The sequence below is a fragment of the Mycobacterium botniense genome, from assembly GCF_010723305.1.
Lineage (GTDB): Bacteria > Actinomycetota > Actinomycetes > Mycobacteriales > Mycobacteriaceae > Mycobacterium > Mycobacterium botniense.
In genome coordinates, this window is record NZ_BLKW01000004.1 from 1,922,928 (window position 1) to 1,947,792 (window position 24,865).

Sequence of the window (24,865 nt, forward strand, 5' to 3'; positions counted from 1 at the left end):
AACCGCAAATCGGGGTAAGGCTAGCTAACAGGATGCTGCGGCTCGTGACGGACCGCGAGCACGCAGACCTGAGTCCCGCCGCAGGTATACCGCCTTGTGAGGTGACGGCCTCGGCTACTGGGGCTAGTGGGAGGTTGCCACCATGGCAATGCCGTTGAACAGCGATTGCAGCGGCGCAGAGTTTCAGCCGAGAACGGTGCCGGCGCTGCTGCGGCTACTGGGAGTGAGTGACCGACCAGTGACCGAGCAGTGGCTTGCCATCAGCGAGTGGCTTGCCGAAAACACGCCCTCTGCTGAACTGCGATGTAGTTTGCGCGCCAACGGCTACGGGCCCATTCTGATCGGCAGAGGACCGTCAAAGCGAACCGTTGCCTCCGCCCTCCGGGCCGACCGTCCCCAGTCGAATCCGAAAGCAGGTGACGGGTCATAGGCGTTGCGGATGATCGGGACGGTGTGGTTGCGCCGTGCGGTGGTGGTTGCCCCGCCGGTTGACCGGAACCATCGAAACTGCGGCGCGGCTGCGCGACGGCGTCCCGCATCCGCTGCCCCGGGCGGGCCGATTACGTGCTGAGACCCCCACAGCGGGGAGCCGCTGCAGACCCGCGAGCAGCGAAATCGCAGCGGACATCCAGTGAAATCACAGCCGCAGGGGGTGGCGCGTGGTAAAGCTGGAATCATAACCGCATCGGCTCACGTTTCCGTGCGGTAGCGGCGAGCGGCACTGGGGTTGCATGACCGAGGTCCGCGCAAGGCCTCTGGACGGGGCGATTCGGTGCACGTATGACAAGCCAACTCAGCTAGGAGCAGGACATGACGACGTTTTCCGTCTGTGCTATGGAGTCACCCGTTTGAGTGGTGCGGCTGTCAGCCAGGCTGTGCGCCCGTCTCGCGGTCTGGCCACCGGATTGTCGTCGCCGAGTAGAACCTGCCGGTGACCTGTGGGGTCCAGGACGCCTTCGCCGAGGAAGGAGAACGCGCACATGACCAAACCTGGTCCGGCTAAAGCTCGAAGTGAGGGGCAGTGGGCCCTGGGCGAGCGTACGCCGCTCAACCACAAAGAACAGCTGAAGCAGGACGATGCACCGCTCAATGTGCGGTCGCGTATTGAAAACATTTACGCCAAGCAAGGTTTCGACAGCATCGACAAGACAGATCTGCGTGACCGGTTCCGCTGGATGGGCCTGTATACCCAGCGCGAGCAAGGTTATGACGGCACCTGGACCGGCGATGAGCACATCGACACCATTGAGGCCCGCTACTTCATGATGCGGGTGCGTACTGACGGCAGGCCGTTGTCGGTCGCCGCGATGCGCACGCTGGGCCAGATCTCGACTGAGTTCGGTCGCGACACCGCCGATATCGGTGACCGGGAAAACCTGCAGATCCATTGGATCGAGATCGAAAACGTTCCCGAGATCTGGCGGCGGCTGGCCGAGGTCGACTTGACGACGATCGAGGCCTGTGGTGACTGCCCGCGCGGTATTCACGGTTCGCCACTAGCCGGTGATTCCCTCGATGAAGTGCTCGACGCGTCCCCGGCGATCGAAGGAATCCGGCAGCGTTTTCTGAACAATCCTGAGTTTGCGAACCTGCCCCGCAAGTACAAGACCGCGGTATCGGGTCTGCAAGACGTCTCCCACGAAACCCACGATGTGGCGTTTATCGGCGTCAACCACCCCGAGCACGGTCCGGGGCTGGATGTTTGGGTGGGTGGCGGGTTGTCCACCAACCCGATGATGGCTCAGCGCCTCGGCGCCTGGGTGCCGCTCGACGAGGTGCCGGAGGTGTGGGAGGCAGTGACTGCCCTGTTCCGCGACTACGGCTACCGGCGGCTGCGGTCGAAAGCCCGGCTCAAGTTTTTGGTCAAGGACTGGGGCGTGGAGAAGTTTCGGCATGTCCTTGAAACCGAATACCTCAAACGGCGCCTGATCGACGGCCCGGCCCCCGAGCCGGTCGCGCATACCATCGACCACGTCGGGGTGCAGCGCCTCAAAAACGGGCTCAACGCGGTCGGAGTAGCCGCTATCGCGGGGCGGGTGTCCGGCACGACCTTGTCCGCGGTCGCTGACCTGATGGAGCAGGCCGGCTCGGACCGGGCCCGGTTGACGCCCTACCAAAAGCTGGTCATCCTCGATGTTCCCGACGACAAGGTCGAAAATCTGGTGGCTGGCCTGGACGCGCTGGGACTCCCCTCGCAGCCGTCACACTGGCGCCGGAGCCTGATGGCCTGTACCGGTATCGAATTCTGCAAGCTCTCGTTCACCGAGACCCGGGTACGTGCGCAAACGTTGGTGCCCGAACTCGAACGCCGCCTCGCCGACCTCAACGCCCAACTCGATGCACCGATCACCGTCCATCTCAACGGATGCCCCAACTCCTGCGCACGGGTCCAGGTTGCCGATATCGGGTTCAAAGGCCAAATGGTTGACGACGGTGCGGGCAACTCGGTTGAGGGCTTCCAGGTGCATCTGGGCGGCAGCCTGGGCGCCGAAAGCGGGTTTGGGCGCAAACTGCGCCAGCATAAGGTGCTCGGCACCGAACTCGGCGACTACATCGAGCGGGTCGTGCATAACTACGTCAACCAACGCCACGACGGCGAGAGCTTCGCGGCGTGGGCGCTGCGAGCCGACGAAGCCGACCTGCGCTGAGATCCCAGCACGACGAGGAGAGGAACACCGATGAACGACCAGGTGAACCGTTTACCCGAAGCCGAGCTGCGCAAGCTGGCCGCGCGCGGCGCCGCCGAGTTGGACGGCGCCAGCGCCACTGACTTGCTGCGCTGGACCGATGAAACCTTCGGTGAGAGCTACGTGGTGGCCTGCAACATGCAAGATGCGGTGCTGGTGGATCTGGCCGCCAAGGTGCGCCCGGGAGTTCAGGTGCTCTACATCGACACCGGCAACGAATTCGCCGAAACCCTCGGCATGAGGGATGCGGTGGAGGCCACCTACGACATCCGGCTGCTCACTATCCACCCCGAACCCTCGGTGCTGGAGTTGGGCACCAGCCTGTGCTACACCGACCCCGACGAGTGCTGCCGGCTGCGCAAGGTTGTCCCATTGTCCAAAGCGCTGCAGCGTTTCTCCGCGTGGGTAACCGGGCTGCGTCGCGTCGACGCACCCACTCGCGCCAACGCCCCGTTGATCAGCTTCGACGAGTTGTTCAAACTGGTCAAGGTCAATCCGCTGGCCGCCTGGTCCGATCAGGACATGGCCGACTACATTGCCGAAAACCAGGTGCTGGTCAATCCACTGGTCGCCGAAGGCTACCCGTCGATTGGCTGCCAGCCGATGACGAGCAAACCGGCCGAAGGCGCCGACCCGCGCAGCGGACGCTGGGCAGGTTTCAACAAAACCGAGTGCGGGATCCACGTTCAGCCGACAACAAGCTCGTCTTGACCGGCGCGGGTGCTGTCGGCGCCGATACCGGTGAATCCCACACTTTGTCGGCGCTGGCGACGCTGCGCCAGTCTGGTATGGAGGAATTGCTGATCTCCGGTCGGCGCGGGCCCTTGACGTCTCCATCGAGATCATGGGCGACCAGAAAGCAAACCAATGCGCGCGACCACAACGAGGTCGTCAGGAGCTCGTCGGGTCAGAGGTCGCCTATTGGTGCGCCGTCAACCCCGACGAGGTACTCGATGAGTACACCGGCTGGCGCGAATGCGACCGGCGCACTGCGCCTCGCACGCGACCACTGAGGATGTGGCTGAGCAGGTCGCGGACCGCGCCGGGAGGTGGGGTGCGGCCCCCAACCCAGATCGCCCGAAGCTTGCGTCGCAGGTTCAGCTCGGGGACGGCAACGGCGCGGAGTCGCCCGACCGCCAGATCGTCCGCCGCCGCGAGCTTGCTCATGACCGCGGGTCCCGCGCCCGCTAGGACCGCAGCCCGCATCGCGGCCGCCGTGGACAGTTCGAGGATGGGTGGTGCTTGCTGCATTTCGTCGCCCAGCACGTCGCGCAGCGCGGCGGTCAGTGAATCCCGAATACCCGAGTGAGGTTCGCGGGTAACTAGCGGTGTTTGTGCGAGCTCAGCTGCAGTGACTCCGGCAGAGCGTCGAGCCCACTTGTGATCTGGCCGCACAACAATCACCAGCTCATCACGGGCGACTACACAGCTGCCCAATCCCTTCGGCGGTCCCGGGTTTTCGATGAATCCGAGATCGGCGGCGCCGCCGCGAACCGCCGCGATGGCACGCTCGCTGTTGGTGGCGGTTAAAATCACCTCAGGAGCGTCGTGCGGCCTGGCAGTTTTCAAGGTGACCAGCCAGTTGGGCATCAGCTGCTCGGCGACCGTTTGGCTAGCCACCACCTTGATCCGCTGGCGACTCTCGGCGCGCAACGATGCCAGCTCGGCGTCGAACTCATGGGCGACCTCGATCACACGGGCCGCCCACTCTGCGACGCGAACACCGGCGGGCGTGAGTTGTGAGCCGCGGGTGCTGCGAACCGCTAAAACCACCCCAATCTGGGCTTCCAGCGCCGCTAGCCGTGCTGATACAGCTTGCTGGGTTAACCCAAGTTCTCGCGCGGCACCGCCGAGACTTCCGGTCCGGGCGACGGCCAGAAAAGTCTCCAACGAAGCGAGTTCAGGCATTCGAGCACTGAGCACCATCTTGACCACATCACCAATTCGCCGACGGCATACACAAATCGATTCCAGTGGTACGCACTGGCCCGTTTCAGGATCTGCTCTCGCGCCTCAGGTTCTGGCGATGTAATGATTATCGGCTGTTTTGCCACGATTTCTCGGTCGCGTGCACTTCATAGTCAGCACCTCCCGCTGATCCATCTCACTACAACTGACGCCAGCCGTCCCCCCACAGGTGGATTCACCAGCCCACCGGCCATCGGAATACCCGTGATAACGCCATTTCAACCGTCGGATCAATCGACAGCAACGGACGTAGTCCCCCGGCAGCAAGAACCCGCGCGACGGCCGGCTGGTCGCTCACCAGACGTAAGAAAATGCCGCGCCTCTGACACCGTCGCGCCTCACAAGCCAATATGAAGAGCGCACCGCATCCCATAAAACGCATGTGGCGAACGTCGAATACGAATGGTCCCGGTGCAATGACGGTCGCAGCCGTCTTGCTCAGCAAGGTGCGCCAGGTGTCTTCGTTGCTGGCGTCCACTTCACCGCACACGCGCACGATGACCACCTGCCCGTTGCGTTCGCACTTAGCGCGCAACGTCCTCCGTGCGCCTCCAACCGGCGCATTAGAGACGGACCATGACGCGACTTCCGAACAGCTGTGTTCAGGCACCGTTTCGTTATCCTTTCTGGTATCGAGATGAGCAGTGCCGCGTATTTGCTCAATCGGAGTCGCAGCGTCGACGTCTGATGAATGCTTTTTGTTGGCGCCGATCACTCCAGTTGAACCACGCTTGGTCTGACCGATGACGTACCTGTAGGGACTGCCAGCCGCCAAGTCGTTGGTGGTTATGATCGCTCTACCCGTACGGACATTCAGCGACGGCGCGGCGCTGGCTTCCAACGGATCAGAACCACCGGCCACGGCGTGGCATGAACTGAGTGCAGGTCCATACATTTCAGCTGGCTTCCCGGAACGCGAGCGGTTGGTCCGGTATCTGGTTTTCGCGATGAAGCCCAGCGCCGCGGGTGATTTCAGGGGTCTTCCACGCTTCGATGACGTCGATGATGGCGGTGCTGATCACGTGCGGCACCTCATCGAGGAGCATATGCCCAGCGGTGGGCAGGTGCACATGCCTAGCCTCGGCGATTTGACCGGCGAGTTCGCGGGCATGAATAGGGGGCGTAAGCTTGTCGGCGCCACCGCTGACGACCGCTGTCGTGGCGGTGATGGAACTCAGAGCCCGGTATTGGTCGTGATGCCGCAAAGCCCGCAAAAAACCAGCTTTCGTCGTCACTGGGGTAGCGATAACTTTCGCCACTGAAGCGGCAATAAGTGCGTCGCGGTCAACTGAGCCGTATCCGCCATATCTGATTAGGGCGCTGCATATCGGTCGGGTAAATGCTCGGGCGGCGTGCTCTGCTGCCGCATGAGGCACATGCTGTACCAGCTGGTACAGAATGTCCGCGCCAGGGTTAGCCAGCAACCGGCCCATACCGCGCTGGGTGAGTTTGCCTGCTGCGGTGGCGACGAGGACAAGCCCATGGGGCCGAACCGGTCGCTGCTCGAGGCGACCGAAGTAGGCCAAAGCCGCCATACCGCCCATGGAATGCCCGACTAACGTCAAAGGGCTTCTGGCGCGGGTAGCTACGAGTACGTCAGTGAGATCGTCGGCGAGCTGATCTATCTGGTAGGTGTGCATCGGCGCGCTCGCCGAATCGCCGTGGCCGCGCTGGTCGTAGCTGATGATCCGGATATCGGAGCCGTATCGATGGAGCAGGTGGTCAGTTTGGAGGGCCCAGGATTCTTTGGTCAAACAGAACCCATGAAGCAGAACGACGGTATGGACCGCATCGCGCGAACCGTACTCGTCCAATGACAGCAACACGCCATCGCGTGTCGTCACAGTCCGTGTGATGCCGGTAGACAGAATCCCTGAACCATTGCCCATCGTTACCCCAAATACGAAGAAATCGGGATCAATTCGTCGTAGATCTCGATGTGGAAGCCAGCCAGCCAGACGGAAAGGCGAATATTGCGGTCGTGTACCATGAAGGCCCGCCGAAATCCCCTGCGGGACAGCATGACGAACATGACACGTGAGCGTCGATCGACAGATTTCGAGGCAGCTGAGCGCGATATCGATCCGATGCCGAATTTAGGGTGCAGGCCATCCCGTGCTGTCGTTGTCATAGAGGCACTCATGCCGCACCCGCCACCAGATGACCCCAACGCGGATCCTCGGTCTCGTGGAAACAGCAGTCGGGTCCGCTTAAGGTCAAACATTTCAGGGTGGCATCTTGGGGTGCCAGCAAGGGATGGAGCGGCTGGGCCCCACGGGTCCAGTCCAGCACAGCCAAAGATCCGCCGCGGCGGTTAGCGTGCCGCGATAGCATCTGGACAACCGCGTGGACGCGCTCGGTATCAGCGTTGGGGCCCCATGCCAGCACGGTGAGGTCGTTCTGAGAACACACCGCACCAAGGTGGATATCGTTGTCAGGGCCTACAGGATCGGAATGGGCCTTCGTAAAGGCGTCAGGCTTTTTCGACACGAGCCCGTAAAGGTGACCGATATCGACACCACCGTAACCCCATGCACGGGCGAAGCTCATGCAACGACGGATAGTCGCATCGCTGCGTCGCTCATCGGCCTCAGAACCGTTGCGGATTACCCAGGCCAACCGCGGCTTGTCTGAGTCCCACACGCGCACCAGTCGATACCGCCATGTGTGGCAGGGACTAAACACCGCCCACGACTCACAGTAGCCGGTCGACCAATGGAGCTGTGCAGATAATGCTACCATTGCAGGTCACTCCTCGGTTGAGATCTCGATGCCGTCAATGATTCCCTGACTGAGAATCCTTCGGCTAGAGGTGTTGATGTGGTGAAGTCACAAAACTTCGTTGAGTTCACCGGTCAGCGCGCAGAATTCGTTGTCCAAACGGAACATCGTGGGTGATGAACTGATCTGCACACCGTCAGCACTCCTTCGCTAGCGGCGGTGCGCGGCTCCTTCGCGGTCTGAATGCAGTTCAGCCGGTGTCGGTTTAAGCGCTGTACCTTAATTATCTGGCCGCTCAAACAGCCAGTGGCGTGGCGTGGGACAAGAATCGATGCCCACGACGAGTAGACCAGCGACGAATTAGTTTAGCTACGCTAGACAAAGGTTCTTTGTGCTTCCACAACGTTAACCGTCTAGCTCAACTCTGTTGCAGCGTGGAGATTTGACGATAGGTCTCGATCACCAGAAGGATCAGGTACGGAGGACGGAAATTGCATTCACTGCAGATCTTCGGCTGCTGTGTGAACTGGCTCGCTGCCGAAAAATGGGTCAACATTTCGCTGGCCGTTGCTATCGCATACCTCACCATCGCCAAGATTGAGTTGATCAAACTGCTCCACAAGGCATCCGACAGCTACACAGGAGAGCATCGCTCTCTTCGGCCACCACGACCGGATGCTGAGGCGTCTACTCATCAACACACCATGCTCATCAGAGGTCAAACACCGCATGCGGTGCCAAAACTCAGCTCGGAAGACAGGATGTCTCCGTCACCGCAGCCGTCGAGTAAACCCCCCCATATGCTTTCGCACGCTGTTTCCGACCAACTCGACGCTTTTCCATCTGAACTCGCGGCTTTGGACTGGACTTCGATCACCTGCCAGAACGAACAGGGCTGTTCCCGCACAGCCGCATATGTCGTGGAACTCCACGCCGTGGACCACTGTTTAGGTGACGCGACCAATCCGGCGGGCAACGTGACGGAGATTTTGTGCGGAACGTGCCTGGCCGCGTTGCGGCTATCGATCAACCGGCATGTCGCGCGGCTCAACTCGCGGGGGCAACGCCCGAGGTGTCTAACGTGCGGCGCTCCTCTTGAGTTGGCCACCGACATTATTAGGTCGGTGCGACTGCTCGACAGAACGGTTCCCGTCACCTCCACCGTTGAGCCGATGGAAGGAATCCGCACTGCTAGGACCGCACGCCGCGCATGGCGACGTGAACGGCCGCAAAACCCGTCAACTCGGAGAACACCATAAGACAACAAGGAAATTCACGTAACGTCCGCCACGTCAGGGACCACAAGAGAGAAATCCACGAGAGGAATCTCATCAACATGCACTCACCATCGCGCTGCGCGGCTAATACATACGCCAGACTAAGTGCACCCCTGGATGTAAGCACGCTTGATGTTGCAGCCGCCACAGTCCAAAGCTGGGGCTATCGCAGCGTCGGCGACAGTGATGAAGCAATACTGGCCATCACCGCGATACCTGAGGATATCTTTTCGAGCTGATCCTGCTCGCGCTTTCGTGGCTGTAATCCACCTCCAGCGTCCTGAATGTGCAGTCTGCGGCTGCTTAAGGACTGATCTCTTCGATTGCCGAAACCTTAGCAATGATCAACGAAGACGTTTTCCCCGTCGAACCCTGGCAGGTGCGCGAGACCCGGCTCGACCTGAGCCTGTTGGCCCAAACCGAGTCGCTGTTCGCATTGTCAAACGGACATATCGGGTTGCGCGGCAACCTCGATGAGGGTGAACCCTACGGTCTGCCGGGTACCTACTTGAATGGTTTTTACGAAGTCCGCCCGCTGCCGTATGCGGAGGCCGGCTACGGATATCCCGAGGCCGGTCAAACGGTGGTCAATGTCACCAACGGCAAGGTGATACGCTTGCTGGTCGATGACGAGCCCTTCGACGTTCGCTATGGCGAAGTGCTGTACCACGAGAGGGTTCTCGACTTTCGGACTGGGAAGCTGACTCGTCGTACACAGTGGTGTTCTCCTGCGGGTAAGCAGGTCAAAGTGTGCTCGACCCGACTAGTGTCACTGGCCCAGCGCAGTGTCGCGGCTATCGAATACCTGGTAGAAGCGCTCAACAAATTTGTTCGGATTACGGTGCAATCTGAACTCGTCGCCAACGAGGATATTCCGCAGTCCACGGGTGATCCGCGAGTGGCGGCCGTGTTAGAACATCCACTGGAGGCTGTCGAACACGAACAGATCGGGCGAGGAGCGCTGCTGATTCACCGCACTAAGGCCAGTGGACTGATGATGGCCGCGGCAATGGACCATGAGGTCGAGGTACCCGGTCGGGTTGAAGTCTCCACCGATGCGCGCGCCGATCTGGCCCGGACTACGGTGATCTGTGGGCTTCGCCCGGGGCAGAAACTGCGCATCGTCAAGTATCTGGCATATGGATGGTCGAGTCTGCGTTCGCGGCCAGCACTACACGACCAGGTCGCTGCGGCACTAACCGGCGCGCGCTATAGCGGATGGCAAGGGTTACTTGACGCCCAGCGGGTCTACCTCGAAGAGTTTTGGGACGCCGCGGATGTCGAGGTCGAGGGTGGTGCCGAGTGCCAGCAAGCGGTGCGGTTTGGAATGTTTCACGTACTGCAAGCCAGCGCGCGCGCCGAACGCCGCCCCATCCCTGCAAAGGGGCTCACCGGATCTGGCTACGATGGGCATACTTTCTGGGACACCGAGATGTTCGTACTTCCGGTGCTCACCTACACTGCACCACAGGCAGTCGCGGATGTGTTGCGATGGCGGGCCTCGACCCTGAAGCTTGCTCAACAACGCGCAGCCCAACTCGGACTTAACGGCGCAAGATTCCCGTGGCGAACGATTCACGGCGAGTCGTGCTCAAGCTATTGGCCCGCCGGCACGGCGGCCTGGCACATCAACGCCGACATCGCGATGGCGTTCGAACGCTACCGCACCGTGACCGGTGACCAGTCCGTGGAGAAGGAATGCGGGTTAAAGGTGCTGATCGAAACGGCCCGACTCTGGGTGTCACTGGGGCATCACGACCGCCACGGCATCTGGCACCTCGACGGGGTCACCGGCCCCGATGAATACACCGCGATCGTCCGCGATAACGTCTATACCAATCTGATGGCGGCCCATAACCTGCGCGCTGCCGCCGACGCTTGCGCCCGTCATCCCGACGCGGCGCGCGCGTTGGGTGTGACGACCGACGAGATGGCTGCTTGGCGCAACGCGGCTAGCGCAGTGCACATCCCCTACGATGAGGAGCTGGGTGTCCACCAACAATGCGACGGCTTCACCACTTTTGCCGAGTGGGACTTCGCGGTGCACAACAACTACCCGCTATTGCTTCACGAGCCCTATGTGCGGCTGTATCCCGCGCAGGTGATCAAGCAGGCTGACCTGGTACTGGCGATGCACTGGCAAAGCCACGCCTTCACCCTGGAACAGAAGGCGCGGAACGTCGACTACTACGAACGACGCACGGTGCGTGACTCGTCGCTGTCGGCATGCACCCAGGCGGTGTTGTGTGCAGAGGTCGGACACCTTGACCTGGCTCACGACTACACCCACGAGGCCGCTCTGACCGACCTGCGTGACCTGCACCACAACACTCGAGACGGACTCCACTTGGCGTCGCTGGCTGGAACCTGGATTGCGCTGGTCGCGGGCTTTGGCGGCTTGCGCGACGACCAAGGTGTGCTGGCGCTCGATCCTAAGCTGCCCGACGCCTTCTCGCGGCTGCGTTTCCGGTTGCGCTGGCGAAACTTCCGGCTCATTGTGGATGCCACTCACACCGACACCACTTACACCCTACGCGATGGCGGGTCAGGCGATACGTTGACAATTCGGCACGCTGGGAAAGAGCTCACCCTAAACACATGTTCGCCAGTGACTGTCCCGGTTCGATCATGTAAACCGCTGCTTCCACGACCGCCACAGCCGTCTGGCCGCGAGCCACTACACCGACGGTTAGCCATGGACCCGGAGTGCCTGAGCTAAGACTGCCCATGAGCCTGCGGGTAGCCAGCGGGCCGGGTCTTGCCTCCGCGCCGATGCCCGTTGATGGATTAGCGGTTGCAGCCTGGAAGGCGAAGCCGGTACACGTGAGCATGATATTCCTCGTCGTAGCGATACTTCGCGTGTCTCCGGGCCGGTGTTCAAGTCTATAAGCCGCACCCTGAGATCGTCGACAGACGCTGCAACGCAGCTGAACCAGGCGTAAGCGATTTTCTTCGGCGACAGCGTCCGAAATACGGGAACGGGCCGCGCGCGACAGGAATCACCAATCCGCTGCGCGGGCGCTGTCGGCGCCGATACCGGTGAATCCCACACGCGCCTGACAGAATTCGCGCAGCCACTGGGGAAACCCCAGCCCGCCAACTCAGTTGGGGTTCAACCCGGGGTGTGGGAGTGGATACGAGCCCAGGGCTTTGCCTCTTCGAGTTCGTAGGCCAGTTCCAGCAACCGCACCTCACACCCGAGGTCCGTGGAGATCATCATGCCTACCGGGAGCCCGTCCGCGGATTCGGCCAGCGGCAGCGAAATGGCCGGCTCGCCGGTGACATTGTGCAGCGGCGTGAACGTGACCCAGCCGCGTAGCCGCCCGATAATCTGCTCATAGTCAGCGGTCGGGTCCAGATAACCGAGACGGGGCGTGACGTCGGCCACTGTCGGGGTGAGCGCGGCGTCATAGCGGCGGTAGAACTGCGCGGTGCGCCGCCGAACGGCGCGCAAACGCACGATCGCCAGAGGCAGCCGATGCAGGTTGCGGCGGGCGTGGCGGTCCAAACCCAGTGTCAAGTTGTCCAGCCGGCTGTCGTCGAAGGTGTCACCGAACTGGGCCCGGCTGACGCGCAACTGCCCCGTGGCCAAAAGGGCCCAGTACAACACGAAGTCGGCGGCGAAACTCGAAGGCACCGGCGGGTTTTCGATGTGTTCGATGTGGTGGCCGAGCTCTTCGAGCAGTCCCGCGGATTTCAGTGTGAGCTCCCGCATTTCAGGGCTGCACTCGCCATCCACTGAGCGGGTGATGACGGCGATCTTCAGCCGCTGCTTACCCGGGTGCTGTACGTCGCCGATCGGCGGCAGTTTGCGGTTTCGCCAGATCCGCTCGGCTTCCCGGTAGAAGGCGGCGGTGTCGCGCACCGAGCGGGTCAACACACCGTTGGTGACGAGGCGAAGCGGCATGCGGCGCATGTCTTTGTCCAGTGGTAGCCGTCCGCGCGACGGTTTGAGACCCACCAGCCCGTTGCACGCGGCCGGAATACGGATCGAGCCGCCGCCGTCGTTGGCATGCGCGATCGGCACCGCACCGGCTGCGACGAGCGCGCCTGAACCCGACGACGAGGCGCCGGCTGTGTAATCGGTATCCCACGGGTTGCGGACCGGCCCGAGTCGGGGGTGTTCGGCCGATGCGCTGAAACCGTATTCCGACAGCTGCGTCTTGCCCAGCGAGATCAGCCCGGTAGCCAAATACAGCCGGGTGAATTCACCGTCTGCTGCAGCCCGGCGCGGCACCCACGCGTCGGTCCCCCGCATCGTCGGCAACCCCGCGACGTCGACGTTGTCTTTGACGAAAGTTGGGACGCCCCCGAAAAAACCGGTCTCGTCGAGCGCCGACGCTGCGGCCAGCGCCTGATCGAACGCCTGGTACGCCAGGGCGTTGAGGGTGGGGTTGACGGCTTCAGTGCGGGCGATCGCGGCCTGCACAACGTCGAGCCGGGACAACCGCCGCGCTGCGAGGGCGTCGGCGAGTGCAACCGCGTCGAGGTCGCCGAGAGCGTCATCACCGAATGCATGCACACGTCGCATGCAGCGACGCTATCAACGCCGACACCGCTGCCGGCCCACATCCTCCTCGGGCTAGGGCTGGCCGACCTCGAACCGCACGAACCGTGTCACCGTCACACCCGCCTCGTCGAGCAGCGCCTTGACCGTCTTCTTGGCGTCCGACACCGATGGCTGCTCCAGCAGCACCGCATCCTTGAAGAAGCCGTTGAGCCGGCCCTCGACGATCTTAGGCAGCGCCTGCTCCGGCTTACCTTCGGCTTTCGCGGCCTCCTCGGCGATCCGGCGTTCACGGGTCACGACGTCCTCGGGCACGTCGTCACGGCTCAGATAGCGGGCCTTGAGCGCGGCGATCTGCAGCGCGACAGCGTGTGCGGCTTCTTTTGCTGAGGGAGCCGCCGATCCGTGGTCAGCGCCGGACCGATACTCGACTAGCACCCCCACCGCCGGAGGCAGGTCAGCCGAACGTCGGTGCAGATAGGTTTCCACGGTGCCGTCGAAGCGCGCGACCCGCCGCAATTCGAGCTTCTCGCCGATCTTGGCCGACAGCTCGGCAATGGCTTGTTCGACCGTCTTGGCCCCCGAGGCGCCGGGCAGCGGAGCAGCCTTGACCGCGTCGACCTCGCCGGCCTTGGATGCGGCCGCTGCCGCCACAATGTGCTCGGCCAGCGACTGAAACTCGGCGTTCTTGGCGACGAAATCCGTCTCCGAGTTCAGCTCGATCAGCACCCCGTCCTTGGCTGCGACCAGGCCTTCGGCTGTGGCCCGTTCGGCGCGCTTGCCGACGTCTTTAGCGCCCTTGATCCGCAGCGCCTCCACGGCCTTGTCGAAGTCGCCGTCGCTTTGGGCGAGCGCGTTTTTGCAGTCCAGCATGCCGGCACCGGTCAGTTCCCGAAGCCGCTTGACGTCAGCGGCGGTGAAATTCGCCATGTCAGCCTTCCGTGGTGGTCTGTTCGATTGACGGTTCGCTCACCGGCGGCTCGGCGGCGCCGACGGCAGCCGGGTCGGAAGCAGGCGTGGCGGCGGCCAGCAGCTCCTGCTCCCATTCGGCCAGCGGCTCGGCGGCTTCGACCTCGGGCTTGCCGTCGCCCGGCCCGAAACCCGCGCGGGCCTGCAGACCCTCGGCCACGGCGGAGGCAATCACCTTGGTCAGCAGCGCCGCCGAGCGGATCGCGTCGTCGTTGCCGGGGATCGGATAATCGACCTCGTCGGGGTCGCAGTTGGTGTCCAAAATCGCGATGACCGGGATGCCCAGCTTGCGGGCCTCGCCGACCGCGATGTGCTCCTTGTTGGTGTCGACGACCCAGATCGCCGAGGGCACCTTGTTCATGTCCCGGATGCCGCCGAGGCTGCGTTCCAGCTTGTTCTTCTCCCGGGTCAGGCCCAAGATCTCCTTTTTGGTGCGGCCCTCGAAACCGCCGGTCTTCTCCATCGCCTCCAGCTCCTTGAGGCGCTGCAAGCGCTTGTGCACGGTGGCGAAGTTGGTGAGCATGCCGCCCAGCCAGCGCTGGTTCACGTACGGCATGCCGACCCGGGTGGCCTCGGCCGCGATGGCTTCCTGGGCCTGTTTCTTGGTGCCGACGAACAAGATCGTGCCGCCGTGGGCGACGGTCTCCTTGACGAACTCGTACGCCTTGTCGATGTAGGTCAGGGTCTGCTGCAGGTCGATGATGTAAATCCCGTTGCGGTCGGTGAAGATGAACCGCTTCATCTTGGGATTCCACCGACGGGTCTGATGCCCGAAATGGGTGCCGCTGTCAAGCAGCTGCTTCATGGTGACAACAGGCATAGTGGCCCATGTCCTTTTCTTGTCGGTTGTCGCCCGGCGCCGGGTGGCGTCGGGCCCTGGCGTCTGCCCAGCTACCGGCCCCGTCCCCGGGGACCGCACGGCATCTGGTCGGTTGCAGACACGCGAAGTCAGCCCACTGGCGCGAGCTGCGCAGCTGAGTGTACACGCGGGGAGCTGGGGCTTGGTCCACAGCCTGACCTGAGCCTGGCTGGCGGCCGAGCCGGTCGTGGCCTGCACTGGTCGGGTGCGGGCGGTGGCGGTCGCGGTGGTCGCGGTGGTCGTCGCGGTTCTGTCCGCGGCGCCGACGCGGGCCGACGACGACCGGCTGGACTGGCCGTTGCGGCCGCGACCGGCCGTGATGCGCGGGTTCGACGCCCCGTCGCCCAACTGGAACCCCGGCCACCGCGGGGTGGACCTGGCCGCCACGCCGGGTCAGCCGGTCTACGCGGCCGGCACCGCGACCGTGGTGTTCGCCGGGATGCTGGCCGGCCGGCCGGTGGTGTCGCTGGCCCACCCGGGCGGGTTGCGCACCAGCTACGAGCCGGTGCGGGCGCGAGTTCGGGTCGGGCAGCGGGTCACTGCTGCGACGGCCATCGGCGAGTTGTCGAGCGGTCACCCCGGGTGTGCAGTCGCGGCGTGTTTGCACTGGGGAGCGATGTGGGGTCCCGCGTCTCGCGCCGACTACGTCGACCCGCTCGGGCTGCTGAGGTCGACCCCGATCCGGCTCAAGCCGCTCGGAGGCAGCGTTGCCGCTCCCCGGTGTCCCCGGTCACCGGTCAGCGCCGAGGGCCGGCTGCCATCCCGGATCAGAATAATAAAGGGATGGAGAATAAGGGTGGGAGGGCTGACAGGAACGACTCAGCAAAGTGGGTCGCCGCGACGTCTGTCAACGCGGCTACGCCTGCGTTCACGACACCCTGGGGCAGCGGACCGATGTTGTCCACGGGCGCCGGGGCCGCTGCCGCCGTGTCGGCCAACACCGAGGGATCATTGGCTGCACTGGCCGTCGCAGCAACAGCGGCTTCCAAGGCTTGGTCGGCGTTCAGTGAATTCACGGCCTCTTGGTAGATGGCGTCATCGAACACGTTGCTGAGCAATTGCACCACGCTGGCCTCAATCGGGTTGCTATGCGCGATGAGGGCATCTTCAGTAGACAACAGCTGCTGATCCCCCAGATGGCTGAGGTGTTGCAGGGCGATGGCCTGGTCAATGCCGGTTTTCTCAAAAGGGGTGGCATTCGTGCCCAAATCGTTGAGCGCGGTGCTCAAGTCGCCATCAGCTGTGTGCAGGTCCGAACCCGCGGTGTCCATGAGTGTCGTGTCGTCGGCGCTAGCCGGCGCGGCCACCGCGAGCATGATCGCAGCCGCGATGGCGCCGCCACCGAGAACCGTCGCAGCACCCCGCCGAGGCGCCCGGCGACCCCGATGATCACAACGATGGCTCCTCATCATCTGCACCTTCCTCGTCTTAAGTGCTGCTCAGGCTGGCCTCAGCACGGTACCACGGTAAAGCGATAGTTATGGTTACTAAAAGTAAATAGAGAGGTGAAAAGCATGCCGGGAGCTTCATATTCGGTGAGGCCGGGTGTCCGGCTCAAACCGTTGAGCGGTTAGACATCCCGGGGCCTCAGGCCCGCGGATGGGCCTGGTCGTGCACCTTGCGCAACCGGGCCACCGTGACGTGGGTGTAGAGCTGGGTGGTGGCCAGGCTGGAATGGCCGAGCAACTCCTGCACGATGCGCAGGTCCGCCCCGCCCTCAAGCAGGTGGGTGGCAGCACTGTGCCGCAGTCCGTGCGGCCCGATGTCCGGGGCACCGTCGACCGCGGCGACAGTCTGGTGCACCACTGTGCGGGCCTGCCGCACGTCGAGCCGGCGGCCCCGCGCACCGAGCAGCAGCGCCGGTCCCGACTCGGCGGTGGCCAGCGCGGGACGTCCGTCGGCCAGCCAGGCCGTGAGCGCCTCGGCGGCCGGTTCGCCGAACGGCGCGGTGCGCTGCTTGTCACCTTTGCCGAGGACGCGCAGCAGCCGGCGTCCGGTGTCGACATCGTCGATGTCCAGCCCGCACAGTTCGCTGACCCGGATACCGGTGGCGTAGAGCAGCTCCACAATCAACCGGTCCCGCAGGGCCAGCGGATCACCGTGCCGTGAGCCGGATTCGGCTGCCGCCATGGCGGCCAGCGCCTGATCCTGGCGCAGCACCGCCGGCAGCGTGCGCCGCGGTTTCGGTTGCTGCAGCCGTGCGGCCGGATCGGCGGACAGCCAGCCGCGCTGCACCGCCCAGGCGGTGAACGCCTTGACCGCCGAGGTGCGCCGGGCCAACGTCGTGCGCGCCGCGCCGGCGTTCGCCCCGGCAGCCAGCCATGAGCGCAGCAGCGGCAGGCTCAGCCCGGCCAGACCCGACCCCGGCGTATGGTCGTCGAGAAAAGCGAACAACGACCGCAGATCGCCCAGATAGGCGCGACGAGTGTGCACCGACCGGCCGCGCTGCAGCGCCAGATACTCGTCGAACTCATCCAGGTACTCCTCGAGGACCGCGTGCACCCCCCTACGGTCGCAGACGGCGACGGTCTGGTTCAGCTGACGCGCCGCAGCGCATCACGGGTCAGATCGCCCAGCGTCGGGTAGCCGTCGACCGCCATGATCAGGTCGGCTTCGGCCAGCCTTGGGCGTCAGTGTGTCCCCCATCCGTGGACGAGCGCGTCCCGGTCGCCGAATCGTGCGACCGAATTCACACCGGGACCTCAAGACCATGGCATGGTCAACAATCAGCGCCGAGGGCCGGCTGCCATCCCGAATTAGAATAAAATTAGAATAAGATTAGAATAAGAATAAGGGTGGGACGACTGACAGGAACGACTCAGCAAGGTGGGCCGTCGCCGCGTCTGTCAACGCGGCTGCGGCTGCGATCGGGACCATCTCAGTCACCCGAAGGTCCGCAAGCGAGGGCAGCGGAAACCCGGGCGCCGGGGCCGCTGCCGCCGTGTCGGCCAACACCGAGGGATCATTGGCTGCACTGGCCGTCGCAGCAACAGCGGCTTCCAAGGCTTGGTCGGCGTTCAGTGAATTCACGGCCTCTTGGTAGATGGCGTCATCGAACACGTTGCTGAGCAATTGCACCACGCTGGCCTCAATCGGGTTGCTATGCGCGATGAGGGCATCTTCAGTAGACAACAGCTGCTGATCCCCCAGATGGCTGAGGTGTTGCAGGGCGATGGCCTGGTCAATGCCGGTTTTCTCAAAAGGGGTGGCATTCGTGCCCAAATCGTTGAGCGCGGTGCTCAAGTCGCCATCAGCTGTGTGCAGGTCCGAACCCGCGGTGTCCATGAGTGTCGTGTCGTCGGCGCTAGCCGGCGCGGCCACCGCGAGCATGATCGCAGCCGCGATGGCGCCGCCACCGAGAACCGTCGCAGCACCCCGCCGAGGCGCCCGGCGACCCCGATGATCACAACGATGGCTCCTCATCATCTGCACCTTCCTCGTCTTAAGTGCTGCTCAGGCTGGCCTCAGCACGGTACCACGGTAAAGCGATAGTTATGGTTACTAAAAGTAAATAGAGAGGTGAAAAGCATGCCGGGAGCTTCATATTCGGTGAGGCCGGGTGTCCGGCTCAAACCGTTGAGCGGTTAGACATCCCGGGGCCTCAGGCCCGCGGATGGGCCTGGTCGTGCACCTTGCGCAACCGGGCCACCGTGACGTGGGTGTAGAGCTGGGTGGTGGCCAGGCTGGAATGGCCGAGCAACTCCTGCACGATGCGCAGGTCCGCCCCGCCCTCAAGCAGGTGGGTGGCAGCACTGTGCCGCAGTCCGTGCGGCCCGATGTCCGGGGCACCGTCGACCGCGGCGACAGTCTGGTGCACCACTGTGCGGGCCTGCCGCACGTCGAGCCGGCGGCCCCGCGCACCGAGCAGCAGCGCCGGTCCCGACTCGGCGGTGGCCAGCGCGGGACGTCCGTCGGCCAGCCAGGCCGTGAGCGCCTCGGCGGCCGGTTCGCCGAACGGCGCGGTGCGCTGCTTGTCACCTTTGCCGAGGACGCGCAGCAGCCGGCGTCCGGTGTCGACATCGTCGATGTCCAGCCCGCACAGTTCGCTGACCCGGATACCGGTGGCGTAGAGCAGCTCCACAATCAACCGGTCCCGCAGGGCCAGCGGATCACCGTGCCGTGAGCCGGATTCGGCTGCCGCCATGGCGGCCAGCGCCTGATCCTGGCGCAGCACCGCCGGCAGCGTGCGCCGCGGTTTCGGTTGCTGCAGCCGTGCGGCCGGATCGGCGGACAGCCAGCCGCGCTGCACCGCCCAGGCGGTGAACGCCTTGACCGCCGAGGTGCGCCGGGCCAACGTCGTGCGCGCCGCGCCGGCGTTCGCCCCGGCAGCCAGCCATGAGCGCAGCAGCGGCAGGCTCAGCCCGGCCAGACCCGACCCCGGCGTATGGTCGTCGAGAAAGCGAACAACGACCGCAGATCGCCCAGATAGGCGCGACGAGTGTGCACCGACCGGCCGCGCTGCAGCGCCAGATACTCGTCGAACTCATCCAGGTACTCCTCGAGGACCGCGTGCACCCCCCTACGGTCGCAGACGGCGACGGTCTGGTTCAGCTGACGCGCCGCAGCGCATCACGGGTCAGATCGCCCAGCGTCGGGTAGCCGTCGACCGCCATGATCAGGTCGGCTTCCGCCAACAACGCGCGCAGCACATGCACGATGCCGTCGACCCCGCCAAGCGCCAGGCCGTAGGCATAGGGTCGGCCGATGCCGACCGCCGTCGCGCCCAGGGCCAGCGCTTTGACGATGTCGGCACCGCTGCGGATCCCGGAGTCGAACAACACCGGCAGCCCGTCGGCGGCCTCGACCACCGCCGGCAGGCAGTCCAGCGCCGGAAGGCCGCCGTTGGCTTGCCGGCCGCCGTGGTTGGAGCAATAGATACCGTCGACGCCCCCGTCTTTGGCGCGCCGGGCATCGTCGGGATGGCAGATGCCTTTGACGATCAACGGTAGATCGGTCAGGGAACGCAGCCACGGCAGGTCCTCCCAGGTCAGGGGGTTACCGAAGACCTGAACCCAGCGCAGCACCGCAGCCTGCGGGTTTTCCTCCGGGGGTTGTTGCAGGCTGGCCCGAAAGACCGGATCGCTGGTGTAGTTGCTCAAACAGTGACCGCGCAGCTGGGGAAAGTTGGCGGTACTCAGGTCGCGGGGGCGCCAGCCGGGCACCCAGGTATCCAGCGTGACGACGATCCCCGTGAAACCAGCCGCCTCGGCGCGCCGCACCAGGCTGGCGGCCAGCTCCCGGTCAGTGGGCGTGTACAGCTGGAAAAAGCCGGGGGTGTCGCCGAACTCAGCGGCGACGTCTTCGAGCGGGTCGGCTGTCAGCGTCGACACCATCATCGGCACCCCGGTGCGGGCGGCGGCGCGGGCGGTGGCCAGGTCGCCGTGACCGTCTTGGGCGCAGAGGCCGATGACGCCGATGGGCGCCAGGAACACCGGTGCGGCCCAGGTCTTTCCGAATAGTTGCACCGAAAGGTCACGTTCTTTGGCCCCCGCGAACATCCGCGGGATCAGCCCCCACCGACGGAACGCCTCACAGTTGGCACGCTGGGTGTGCTCGTCTCCGGCACCACCGGCGACATAAGACCACACCGACGCTGGCAGGGCCGCGGCGGCCTTGGCTTCCAACTCCGTGAACGCCATCGGCAGTGAGGGAAGAACCCCCGCCAAACCCTGTAAGTAAATCTCGTTCTGGTAGTCGCTGAATGCCATGAGGCCAGCATGCCAGCCGGTGCTTAGTCCACCGCCCCCGCCGCCTCGGCCTCGGCCAGCTCTTTCTTCCATTGCCGAAACATCTCCTCGGTGCGGCCGCGCCGCCAGTACCCGGAAATCGAGGACGCCCATTGAGCGTCCACCGCGCGCTGCTTGCGAATGTAGGGCCGCAGGTTGTGCATGACGGCCTGGGCTTCACCATGGATGAACACCTGCACCTGTCCGGGTAACCATTGCGTGGTGGTGACAGCCTCGATCAGCGGCGCATGGTCACCGGCGCGGTCCTCGCCGACCAGGTCGGCCCGCCCGCCGCGGTAGACCCACTTCACGTGGACCGATTCGGGTGCGGTCAGCGTGATCTCGTCCTCGGGCCCGGCGATCTCGATGAACGCCTTCCCGATTGCGTTGGGGGGCAACGCTTCCAGAGCAGCGGCGATCGCGGGTAGTGCGGACTCGTCACCGGCGAGCAGATGCCAGTCGGCGGCCGGGTCCGGGGCGTAGGCGCCGCTCGGTCCCATGAGATACAGGGGCTGTCCGGGTTCCGCCGCCGACGCCCACGGACCGGCGACCCCGTGCTCGCCGTGCACCACGATGTCAATGACGAGCTCGCGGTTCACCGGATCGGCACGGCGCACCGTCATGGTGCGGATAGCGGGCTGCTTGTCGGCGGGCAGGCTGGCGAAGCTGTCCAGCGTCAGCGGGTGGGGCAGTCCCGTCACATCCACCTCAGGGTCGACGAATATCAGCTTGACATAGGAGTCGGTGAACTCATTGGGGACGAAGGTGCCGAAACCGCTGCCGCCGAGCATCACCCGGACCAGGTGCGGTGTGAGGTGTTCACTGCGGACGACGTGAAACGTGTGTACCGGCCGAGCCCCCACTATCCCTCCCGTCCAACCTTCCCCGGTCGTCGCCGGGCTCCTTCGCGAACCGCATCGTCGCCGGGCGCGGTCGAATTGTCCCGCTTCGCACCGGCCCGGCTCGACCTCGTCGACTATACGAGCCGCGCCGTCGCGGCAACCCGCTGCGAACCCGCCCGCACGATTCGCCAGCAGCCGTCGCGGCGCTCAGCCAATCCCGCAACTTCCAACATCGCCAGCGGCGCGAGTAGTTGCTCGGGGCTCAGGGCGCACGCGATGGCGATCTCGTCGAGGGTGGCTGCACCACGGCCCGGTAATGCCTCATAGACCCGCCGCTGGGTGTCTGACAACCCGTCGAACGCGGTGGTGGGTCGTGGTTCCTCGGGGGCCAGCTCGCCGCTACGCCCGACCAGTTCGACGATATCGTCGACGCGTGTGACCAGCTCCGCGCCGCCCCGAAGCAGGGCGTGGCAGCCCACCGAGGCTGAGCTGGTCACCGGCCCGGGTACCGCGGCCACGACCCGTCCCAAGATGCGCGCCCAGGCGGCGGTGTTGGCGGCCCCGCTGCGCAGGCCGGCTTCCACCACCACGGCTGCCCCGCCCAGGGCGGCAACCAGGCGGTTGCGGGTCAAAAACCGGTGCCTCGCCGGGCGCACCCCCGGCGGGTATTCGCTGACCAGCAATCCGTGTGAGCCGATACGATGCAGCAGCGCCGAATGCCCCGCCGGATAAGGGATATCCAGACCACCGGCCAGCACAGCGACGGTGATTCCGTCGGCCGCCAGCGCCGCGCGGTGCACCGCGCCGTCGATGCCGTAGGCAGCGCCGGAGATGACAGCGACACCGCGGTGGGCCAACCCGGCGGCCAGGTCGCCCGCGACCTGTTCCCCGTACGCGGTGGCGGCCCGGGTTCCCACGACGGCGGCCGCGCGCTCTGTGATCTCGTCGAGACGGGCCGGGCCCAGCGCCCACAACACCATCGGCGGCTTCGCCTGTGGTTTGCCCTGCAGCGCAGCACCGTGAAATGCGGTCCAAGCCAGCGTCGGCCATTCGTCGTCGTCGGCGGTGATCAGCCGACCACCCCGCTGGTCCAGCAGCTCAAGATCCTCTGCGGATCGGTCGATGCCACGTCTGGCTTGGGTGAGCCGCGCCAGATCAGGGTCCACCTGCCCGCACCGGACCCGCTCGGCGGCTTCCACCGGACCCACGCGGTGCACCAAAGCAGCGAGTTCCGCACACGGCGGTTCGGCCACCCGCGACAGATAGGCCCAGGCGCGCTGAGTCCGCTTGAGCGCCCTGGTCATCGCGACGCTCCGGCCTGCCGAAAGCTCAGCGCGGCCGCCACTTCGTTCGGTCCAGGCGATACCCGGCCGGCCAGATCGCACAGAGTCCACGCGACGCGCAAAGTGCGGTCGACGCCGCGGATGCTGAGCAGGCCACGGTCAAGCGCGATTCGAAGCGGTGCCATCGCGGCGGTGCTCAGCCGGAACTTCCGCCGCAACAGTGCCCCGCTGACTTCGGCGTTGGTGCGGAATCCGTGTGGTCGCCACCGCTCGGCCGCTGCGGCCCGAGCCTGCGCGACCCGGGTGCGCACCTGCTGTGTCGCTTCGCCTTCCGCGGCGGAAAAAGCCGTTGCACCTATCGGATACATCTCAACACGAAGGTCCACCCGATCCAGCAGCGGACCCGACAGCCGACCTAGGTAGCGTCGTTTCTCCCGTGCCGCGCACATGCAATCACGTGGGTCCGCCGGAGCGCACGGGCACGGGTTGGCGGCCAGCACCAGCTGGAAACGGGCCGGGTAGCGGGCCACGCCGTCGCGGCGAGCGAGACGGATCTCGCCGTCCTCCAACGGCGTTCGGAGTGCCTCCAGCGCACTCACCCCAATCTCAGCGCACTCGTCGAGGAATAACACCCCGCGGTGGGCCCGGCTGACAGCACCCGGACGGGCCATCCCTGAGCCCCCGCCAACCAGCGCTGCCACACTGGAGCTGTGATGCGGCGCGACAAAAGGCGGCCTGGTAATCAGCGGCGTCGCGTCCGACAGCAGACCGGCCACCGAATGGATCGCGGTAACCTCCAACGCCTCGGTTTCAGAAAGCGGCGGCAGTATTCCCGGCAGACGATGCGCCAGCATCGTTTTCCCGACACCAGGGGGGCCCGTCAGCATAAGGTGATGTGCGCCGGCCGCGGCCACCTCCACGGCGAATCGCGCTTGAGATTGACCCACCACATCGGCCAAGTCGACTGTTGGCTCCGCAGCGGCCGGCACCGCGGTGATCTTGTCCTCGAGTCGCGTGGAACCGCTGAGCCACGCCTGCAGTTGGCCTAGTGTGCGGACACCCCACACATCGACGCCATCAACGAGGCTGGCCTCTGCCAGATTGTCCACCGGGACAACGACCGTAGGCCACCCGTCGCGTTTAGCGGCCAGCACCGCGGGCAGCACCCCCCGCACTGGCCGGACCCGGCCGTCCAGGGCCAGCTCGCCCAGCAGCACGGTCTTCTCCAGACGCGGCCACGGGTTCTGTCGGTGCGCCGACAACACTGCTGCGGCCAGGGCAATGTCGTACACCGAGCCCATTTTCGGCAGCGTCGCCGGTGACAGCGCGAGTGTGAGCCTGGCCATTGGCCACTGGTTTCCGCAGTTAGTGATCGCCGCCCGGACCCGGTCACGCGATTCCTGCAGCGCGGCGTCGGGCAAGCCCACCAGATGCACACCGGGAAGCCCGGAGGTGATGTCGGCTTCGATCTCGACGATCTCGCCGTCCAATCCCCGCACTGCGACCGAGAATGCGCGCCCCAGGGCCATCAGCCGATTCCTCTCACGTGGTGGATTTCTGGCGTCCGGCGGCGACCGAAACGCACGCCGATCACGTCGATGCGGATCGCGGCCCAGCACTGCTGTTGGCCGGCCAGCCATAACGCCGCCAGCCGGCGCAGCCGATAGACTTTGCGCTGGCTCACCGCTTGCGCCAGGCCGCCGAATCCATCACCGGTGCGAGTCTTGACTTCCACAAACACCACCGTGCGGGTCGCTGGGTCGACCGCGATCACGTCCAGCTCGCCGTAGCGGCAGCGCCAGTTGCGGGTCAGGACGCGCAGCCCCAGTTTGGTCAGATAGTCCACCGCGGCCTGCTCGCCAAGCGCTCCCAGTTGGGCGCGAGTCAACGTTGTCATGCGGCAACCATGCCCGTGGCTGCCGACACGGCGCGCCCGCACGACATGGCGCACCAGGCTATCGTCGGGCCTTATCCCCAGTCGCAGCTTGATCCACAGCCTCGGCAGCGCTCATGTCGCGGTGCGCAG

General features: G+C 64.8%; 17 protein-coding genes and 3 pseudogenes. 4 read left to right on the forward strand and 16 right to left on the reverse strand.

All coding sequences use genetic code 11. From position 1 onward, the window contains the following. Window positions 1-980 precede the first annotated feature (980 nt). Together G6N08_RS18885 and G6N08_RS18890 are read left to right on the forward strand one after the other, a co-directional pair. Window positions 981-2,648: a nitrite/sulfite reductase gene (locus G6N08_RS18885; protein ID WP_163759925.1), complete on the forward strand. Its 1,668-nt coding sequence runs from the start codon at window positions 981-983 to the stop codon at window positions 2,646-2,648. A gap of 30 nt (window positions 2,649-2,678) precedes the next feature. Next, window positions 2,679-3,398, forward strand: a complete 720-nt coding sequence (locus G6N08_RS18890; protein WP_163759928.1) for a phosphoadenylyl-sulfate reductase — start codon at window positions 2,679-2,681, stop codon at window positions 3,396-3,398. A 297-nt stretch (window positions 3,399-3,695) separates the two neighbouring features. On the opposite strand, the pseudogene G6N08_RS18895 reads toward G6N08_RS18890, so the two are convergent. The 4 genes and pseudogenes from G6N08_RS18895 to G6N08_RS18910 all read right to left on the reverse strand — a co-directional run. Next, window positions 3,696-4,613 (reverse strand): annotated as a pseudogene (locus G6N08_RS18895) (LysR family transcriptional regulator); the annotation flags it as partial. A 217-nt stretch (window positions 4,614-4,830) separates the two neighbouring features. Beyond that, window positions 4,831-5,370, reverse strand: a complete 540-nt coding sequence (locus tag G6N08_RS18900) for an anti-sigma factor antagonist (RefSeq protein ID WP_246216812.1) — start codon at window positions 5,368-5,370, stop codon at window positions 4,831-4,833. 181 nt (window positions 5,371-5,551) lie between these two features. Beyond that, a complete protein-coding gene (locus G6N08_RS18905) occupies window positions 5,552-6,499 on the reverse strand; it encodes an alpha/beta fold hydrolase (protein ID WP_163759937.1) in 948 nt (315 codons plus the stop codon). 295 nt (window positions 6,500-6,794) lie between these two features. After that, a complete protein-coding gene (locus G6N08_RS18910; protein ID WP_246216813.1) occupies window positions 6,795-7,397 on the reverse strand; it encodes a DUF1643 domain-containing protein in 603 nt (200 codons plus the stop codon). Window positions 7,398-8,993: 1,596 nt separating this feature from the next. On the opposite strand from G6N08_RS18910, the gene G6N08_RS18915 reads away from it, so the two are divergent. Continuing rightward, window positions 8,994-11,372 (forward strand): glycoside hydrolase family 65 protein, encoded by a 2,379-nt coding sequence (locus G6N08_RS18915; protein ID WP_163759943.1) that lies wholly within the window; start codon window positions 8,994-8,996, stop codon window positions 11,370-11,372. A 393-nt stretch (window positions 11,373-11,765) separates the two neighbouring features. On the opposite strand, the gene G6N08_RS18920 is transcribed toward G6N08_RS18915, so the two are convergent. Genes G6N08_RS18920 through rpsB form a run of 3 tightly spaced genes read right to left on the reverse strand, consistent with a single transcriptional unit; the run spans window position 11,766 to window position 14,949 of the window. Then, window positions 11,766-13,184 (reverse strand): amidase, encoded by a 1,419-nt coding sequence (locus tag G6N08_RS18920; RefSeq protein WP_163759947.1) that lies wholly within the window; start codon window positions 13,182-13,184, stop codon window positions 11,766-11,768. Window positions 13,185-13,235: 51 nt separating this feature from the next. After that, entirely contained in the window at window positions 13,236-14,090 is an 855-nt protein-coding gene (gene tsf, locus G6N08_RS18925) for a translation elongation factor Ts (RefSeq protein WP_163759950.1), read from the reverse strand. 1 nt (window position 14,091) lies between these two features. Then, window positions 14,092-14,949 (reverse strand): 30S ribosomal protein S2, encoded by an 858-nt coding sequence (rpsB, locus tag G6N08_RS18930; RefSeq protein ID WP_163759953.1) that lies wholly within the window; start codon window positions 14,947-14,949, stop codon window positions 14,092-14,094. A gap of 208 nt (window positions 14,950-15,157) precedes the next feature. Here rpsB and G6N08_RS18935 point away from each other — a divergent pair. Beyond that, window positions 15,158-15,685 (forward strand): annotated as a pseudogene (locus G6N08_RS18935) (M23 family metallopeptidase); the annotation flags it as partial. 70 nt (window positions 15,686-15,755) lie between these two features. Here G6N08_RS18935 and G6N08_RS18940 read toward each other — a convergent pair. The 9 genes and pseudogenes from G6N08_RS18940 to G6N08_RS18980 form a co-directional block, all read right to left on the reverse strand. Then, a complete protein-coding gene (locus G6N08_RS18940; RefSeq protein ID WP_163756977.1) occupies window positions 15,756-16,304 on the reverse strand; it encodes a hypothetical protein in 549 nt (182 codons plus the stop codon). A gap of 271 nt (window positions 16,305-16,575) precedes the next feature. After that, the gene (locus tag G6N08_RS18945) at window positions 16,576-17,490 is read right to left on the reverse strand and encodes a tyrosine recombinase XerC (RefSeq protein WP_163759956.1); all 915 of its coding nucleotides are present in this window, start codon (window positions 17,488-17,490) and stop codon (window positions 16,576-16,578) included. A 276-nt stretch (window positions 17,491-17,766) separates the two neighbouring features. Continuing rightward, window positions 17,767-18,309 (reverse strand): hypothetical protein, encoded by a 543-nt coding sequence (locus tag G6N08_RS18950; RefSeq protein WP_163759959.1) that lies wholly within the window; start codon window positions 18,307-18,309, stop codon window positions 17,767-17,769. 280 nt (window positions 18,310-18,589) lie between these two features. Continuing rightward, window positions 18,590-19,503: pseudogene (locus tag G6N08_RS18955) on the reverse strand (tyrosine recombinase XerC). A gap of 32 nt (window positions 19,504-19,535) precedes the next feature. Next, window positions 19,536-20,696 carry an alpha-hydroxy-acid oxidizing protein gene (locus G6N08_RS18960; protein ID WP_163759962.1) on the reverse strand — a complete coding sequence of 387 codons (1,161 nt, stop codon included), beginning with the start codon at window positions 20,694-20,696 and terminating at the stop codon, window positions 19,536-19,538. A 23-nt stretch (window positions 20,697-20,719) separates the two neighbouring features. Continuing rightward, window positions 20,720-21,577, reverse strand: coding sequence for a siderophore-interacting protein (locus tag G6N08_RS18965; RefSeq protein ID WP_163759965.1), 858 nt, complete (start codon window positions 21,575-21,577; stop codon window positions 20,720-20,722). Window positions 21,578-21,690: 113 nt separating this feature from the next. Further along, window positions 21,691-22,860, reverse strand: coding sequence for a DNA-processing protein DprA (gene dprA, locus G6N08_RS18970; protein ID WP_163759968.1), 1,170 nt, complete (start codon window positions 22,858-22,860; stop codon window positions 21,691-21,693). Next, complete coding sequence (locus tag G6N08_RS18975) at window positions 22,857-24,368, reverse strand: YifB family Mg chelatase-like AAA ATPase (RefSeq protein ID WP_163759971.1); 1,512 nt, start codon at window positions 24,366-24,368, stop codon at window positions 22,857-22,859. Before G6N08_RS18975 ends, dprA begins: the two co-directional genes overlap by 4 nt. Further along, window positions 24,368-24,736, reverse strand: coding sequence for a YraN family protein (locus G6N08_RS18980; protein ID WP_163759974.1), 369 nt, complete (start codon window positions 24,734-24,736; stop codon window positions 24,368-24,370). The genes G6N08_RS18975 and G6N08_RS18980 overlap by 1 nt, the downstream gene beginning before the upstream one ends. Window positions 24,737-24,865: the final 129 nt, after the last annotated feature.

Bases quoted from the DNA above. Each gene is read 5' to 3' on its own strand.
- G6N08_RS18885 (WP_163759925.1), top strand. From the start codon at position 981: ATGACCAAACCTGGTCCGGCTAAAGCTCGAAGTGAGGGGCAGTGGGCC.
- G6N08_RS18890 (WP_163759928.1), top strand. From the start codon at position 2,679: ATGAACGACCAGGTGAACCGTTTACCCGAAGCCGAGCTGCGCAAGCTG.
- G6N08_RS18910 (WP_246216813.1), bottom strand. From the start codon at position 7,397: ATGGTAGCATTATCTGCACAGCTCCATTGGTCGACCGGCTACTGTGAG.
- G6N08_RS18915 (WP_163759943.1), top strand. From the start codon at position 8,994: ATGATCAACGAAGACGTTTTCCCCGTCGAACCCTGGCAGGTGCGCGAG.
- G6N08_RS18920 (WP_163759947.1), bottom strand. From the start codon at position 13,184: ATGCGACGTGTGCATGCATTCGGTGATGACGCTCTCGGCGACCTCGAC.
- tsf (WP_163759950.1), bottom strand. From the start codon at position 14,090: ATGGCGAATTTCACCGCCGCTGACGTCAAGCGGCTTCGGGAACTGACC.
- rpsB (WP_163759953.1), bottom strand. From the start codon at position 14,949: ATGCCTGTTGTCACCATGAAGCAGCTGCTTGACAGCGGCACCCATTTC.
- G6N08_RS18940 (WP_163756977.1), bottom strand. From the start codon at position 16,304: ATGCTCGCGGTGGCCGCGCCGGCTAGCGCCGACGACACGACACTCATG.
- G6N08_RS18960 (WP_163759962.1), bottom strand. From the start codon at position 20,696: ATGGCATTCAGCGACTACCAGAACGAGATTTACTTACAGGGTTTGGCG.
- dprA (WP_163759968.1), bottom strand. From the start codon at position 22,860: ATGACCAGGGCGCTCAAGCGGACTCAGCGCGCCTGGGCCTATCTGTCG.
- G6N08_RS18975 (WP_163759971.1), bottom strand. From the start codon at position 24,368: ATGGCCCTGGGGCGCGCATTCTCGGTCGCAGTGCGGGGATTGGACGGC.
- G6N08_RS18980 (WP_163759974.1), bottom strand. From the start codon at position 24,736: ATGACAACGTTGACTCGCGCCCAACTGGGAGCGCTTGGCGAGCAGGCC.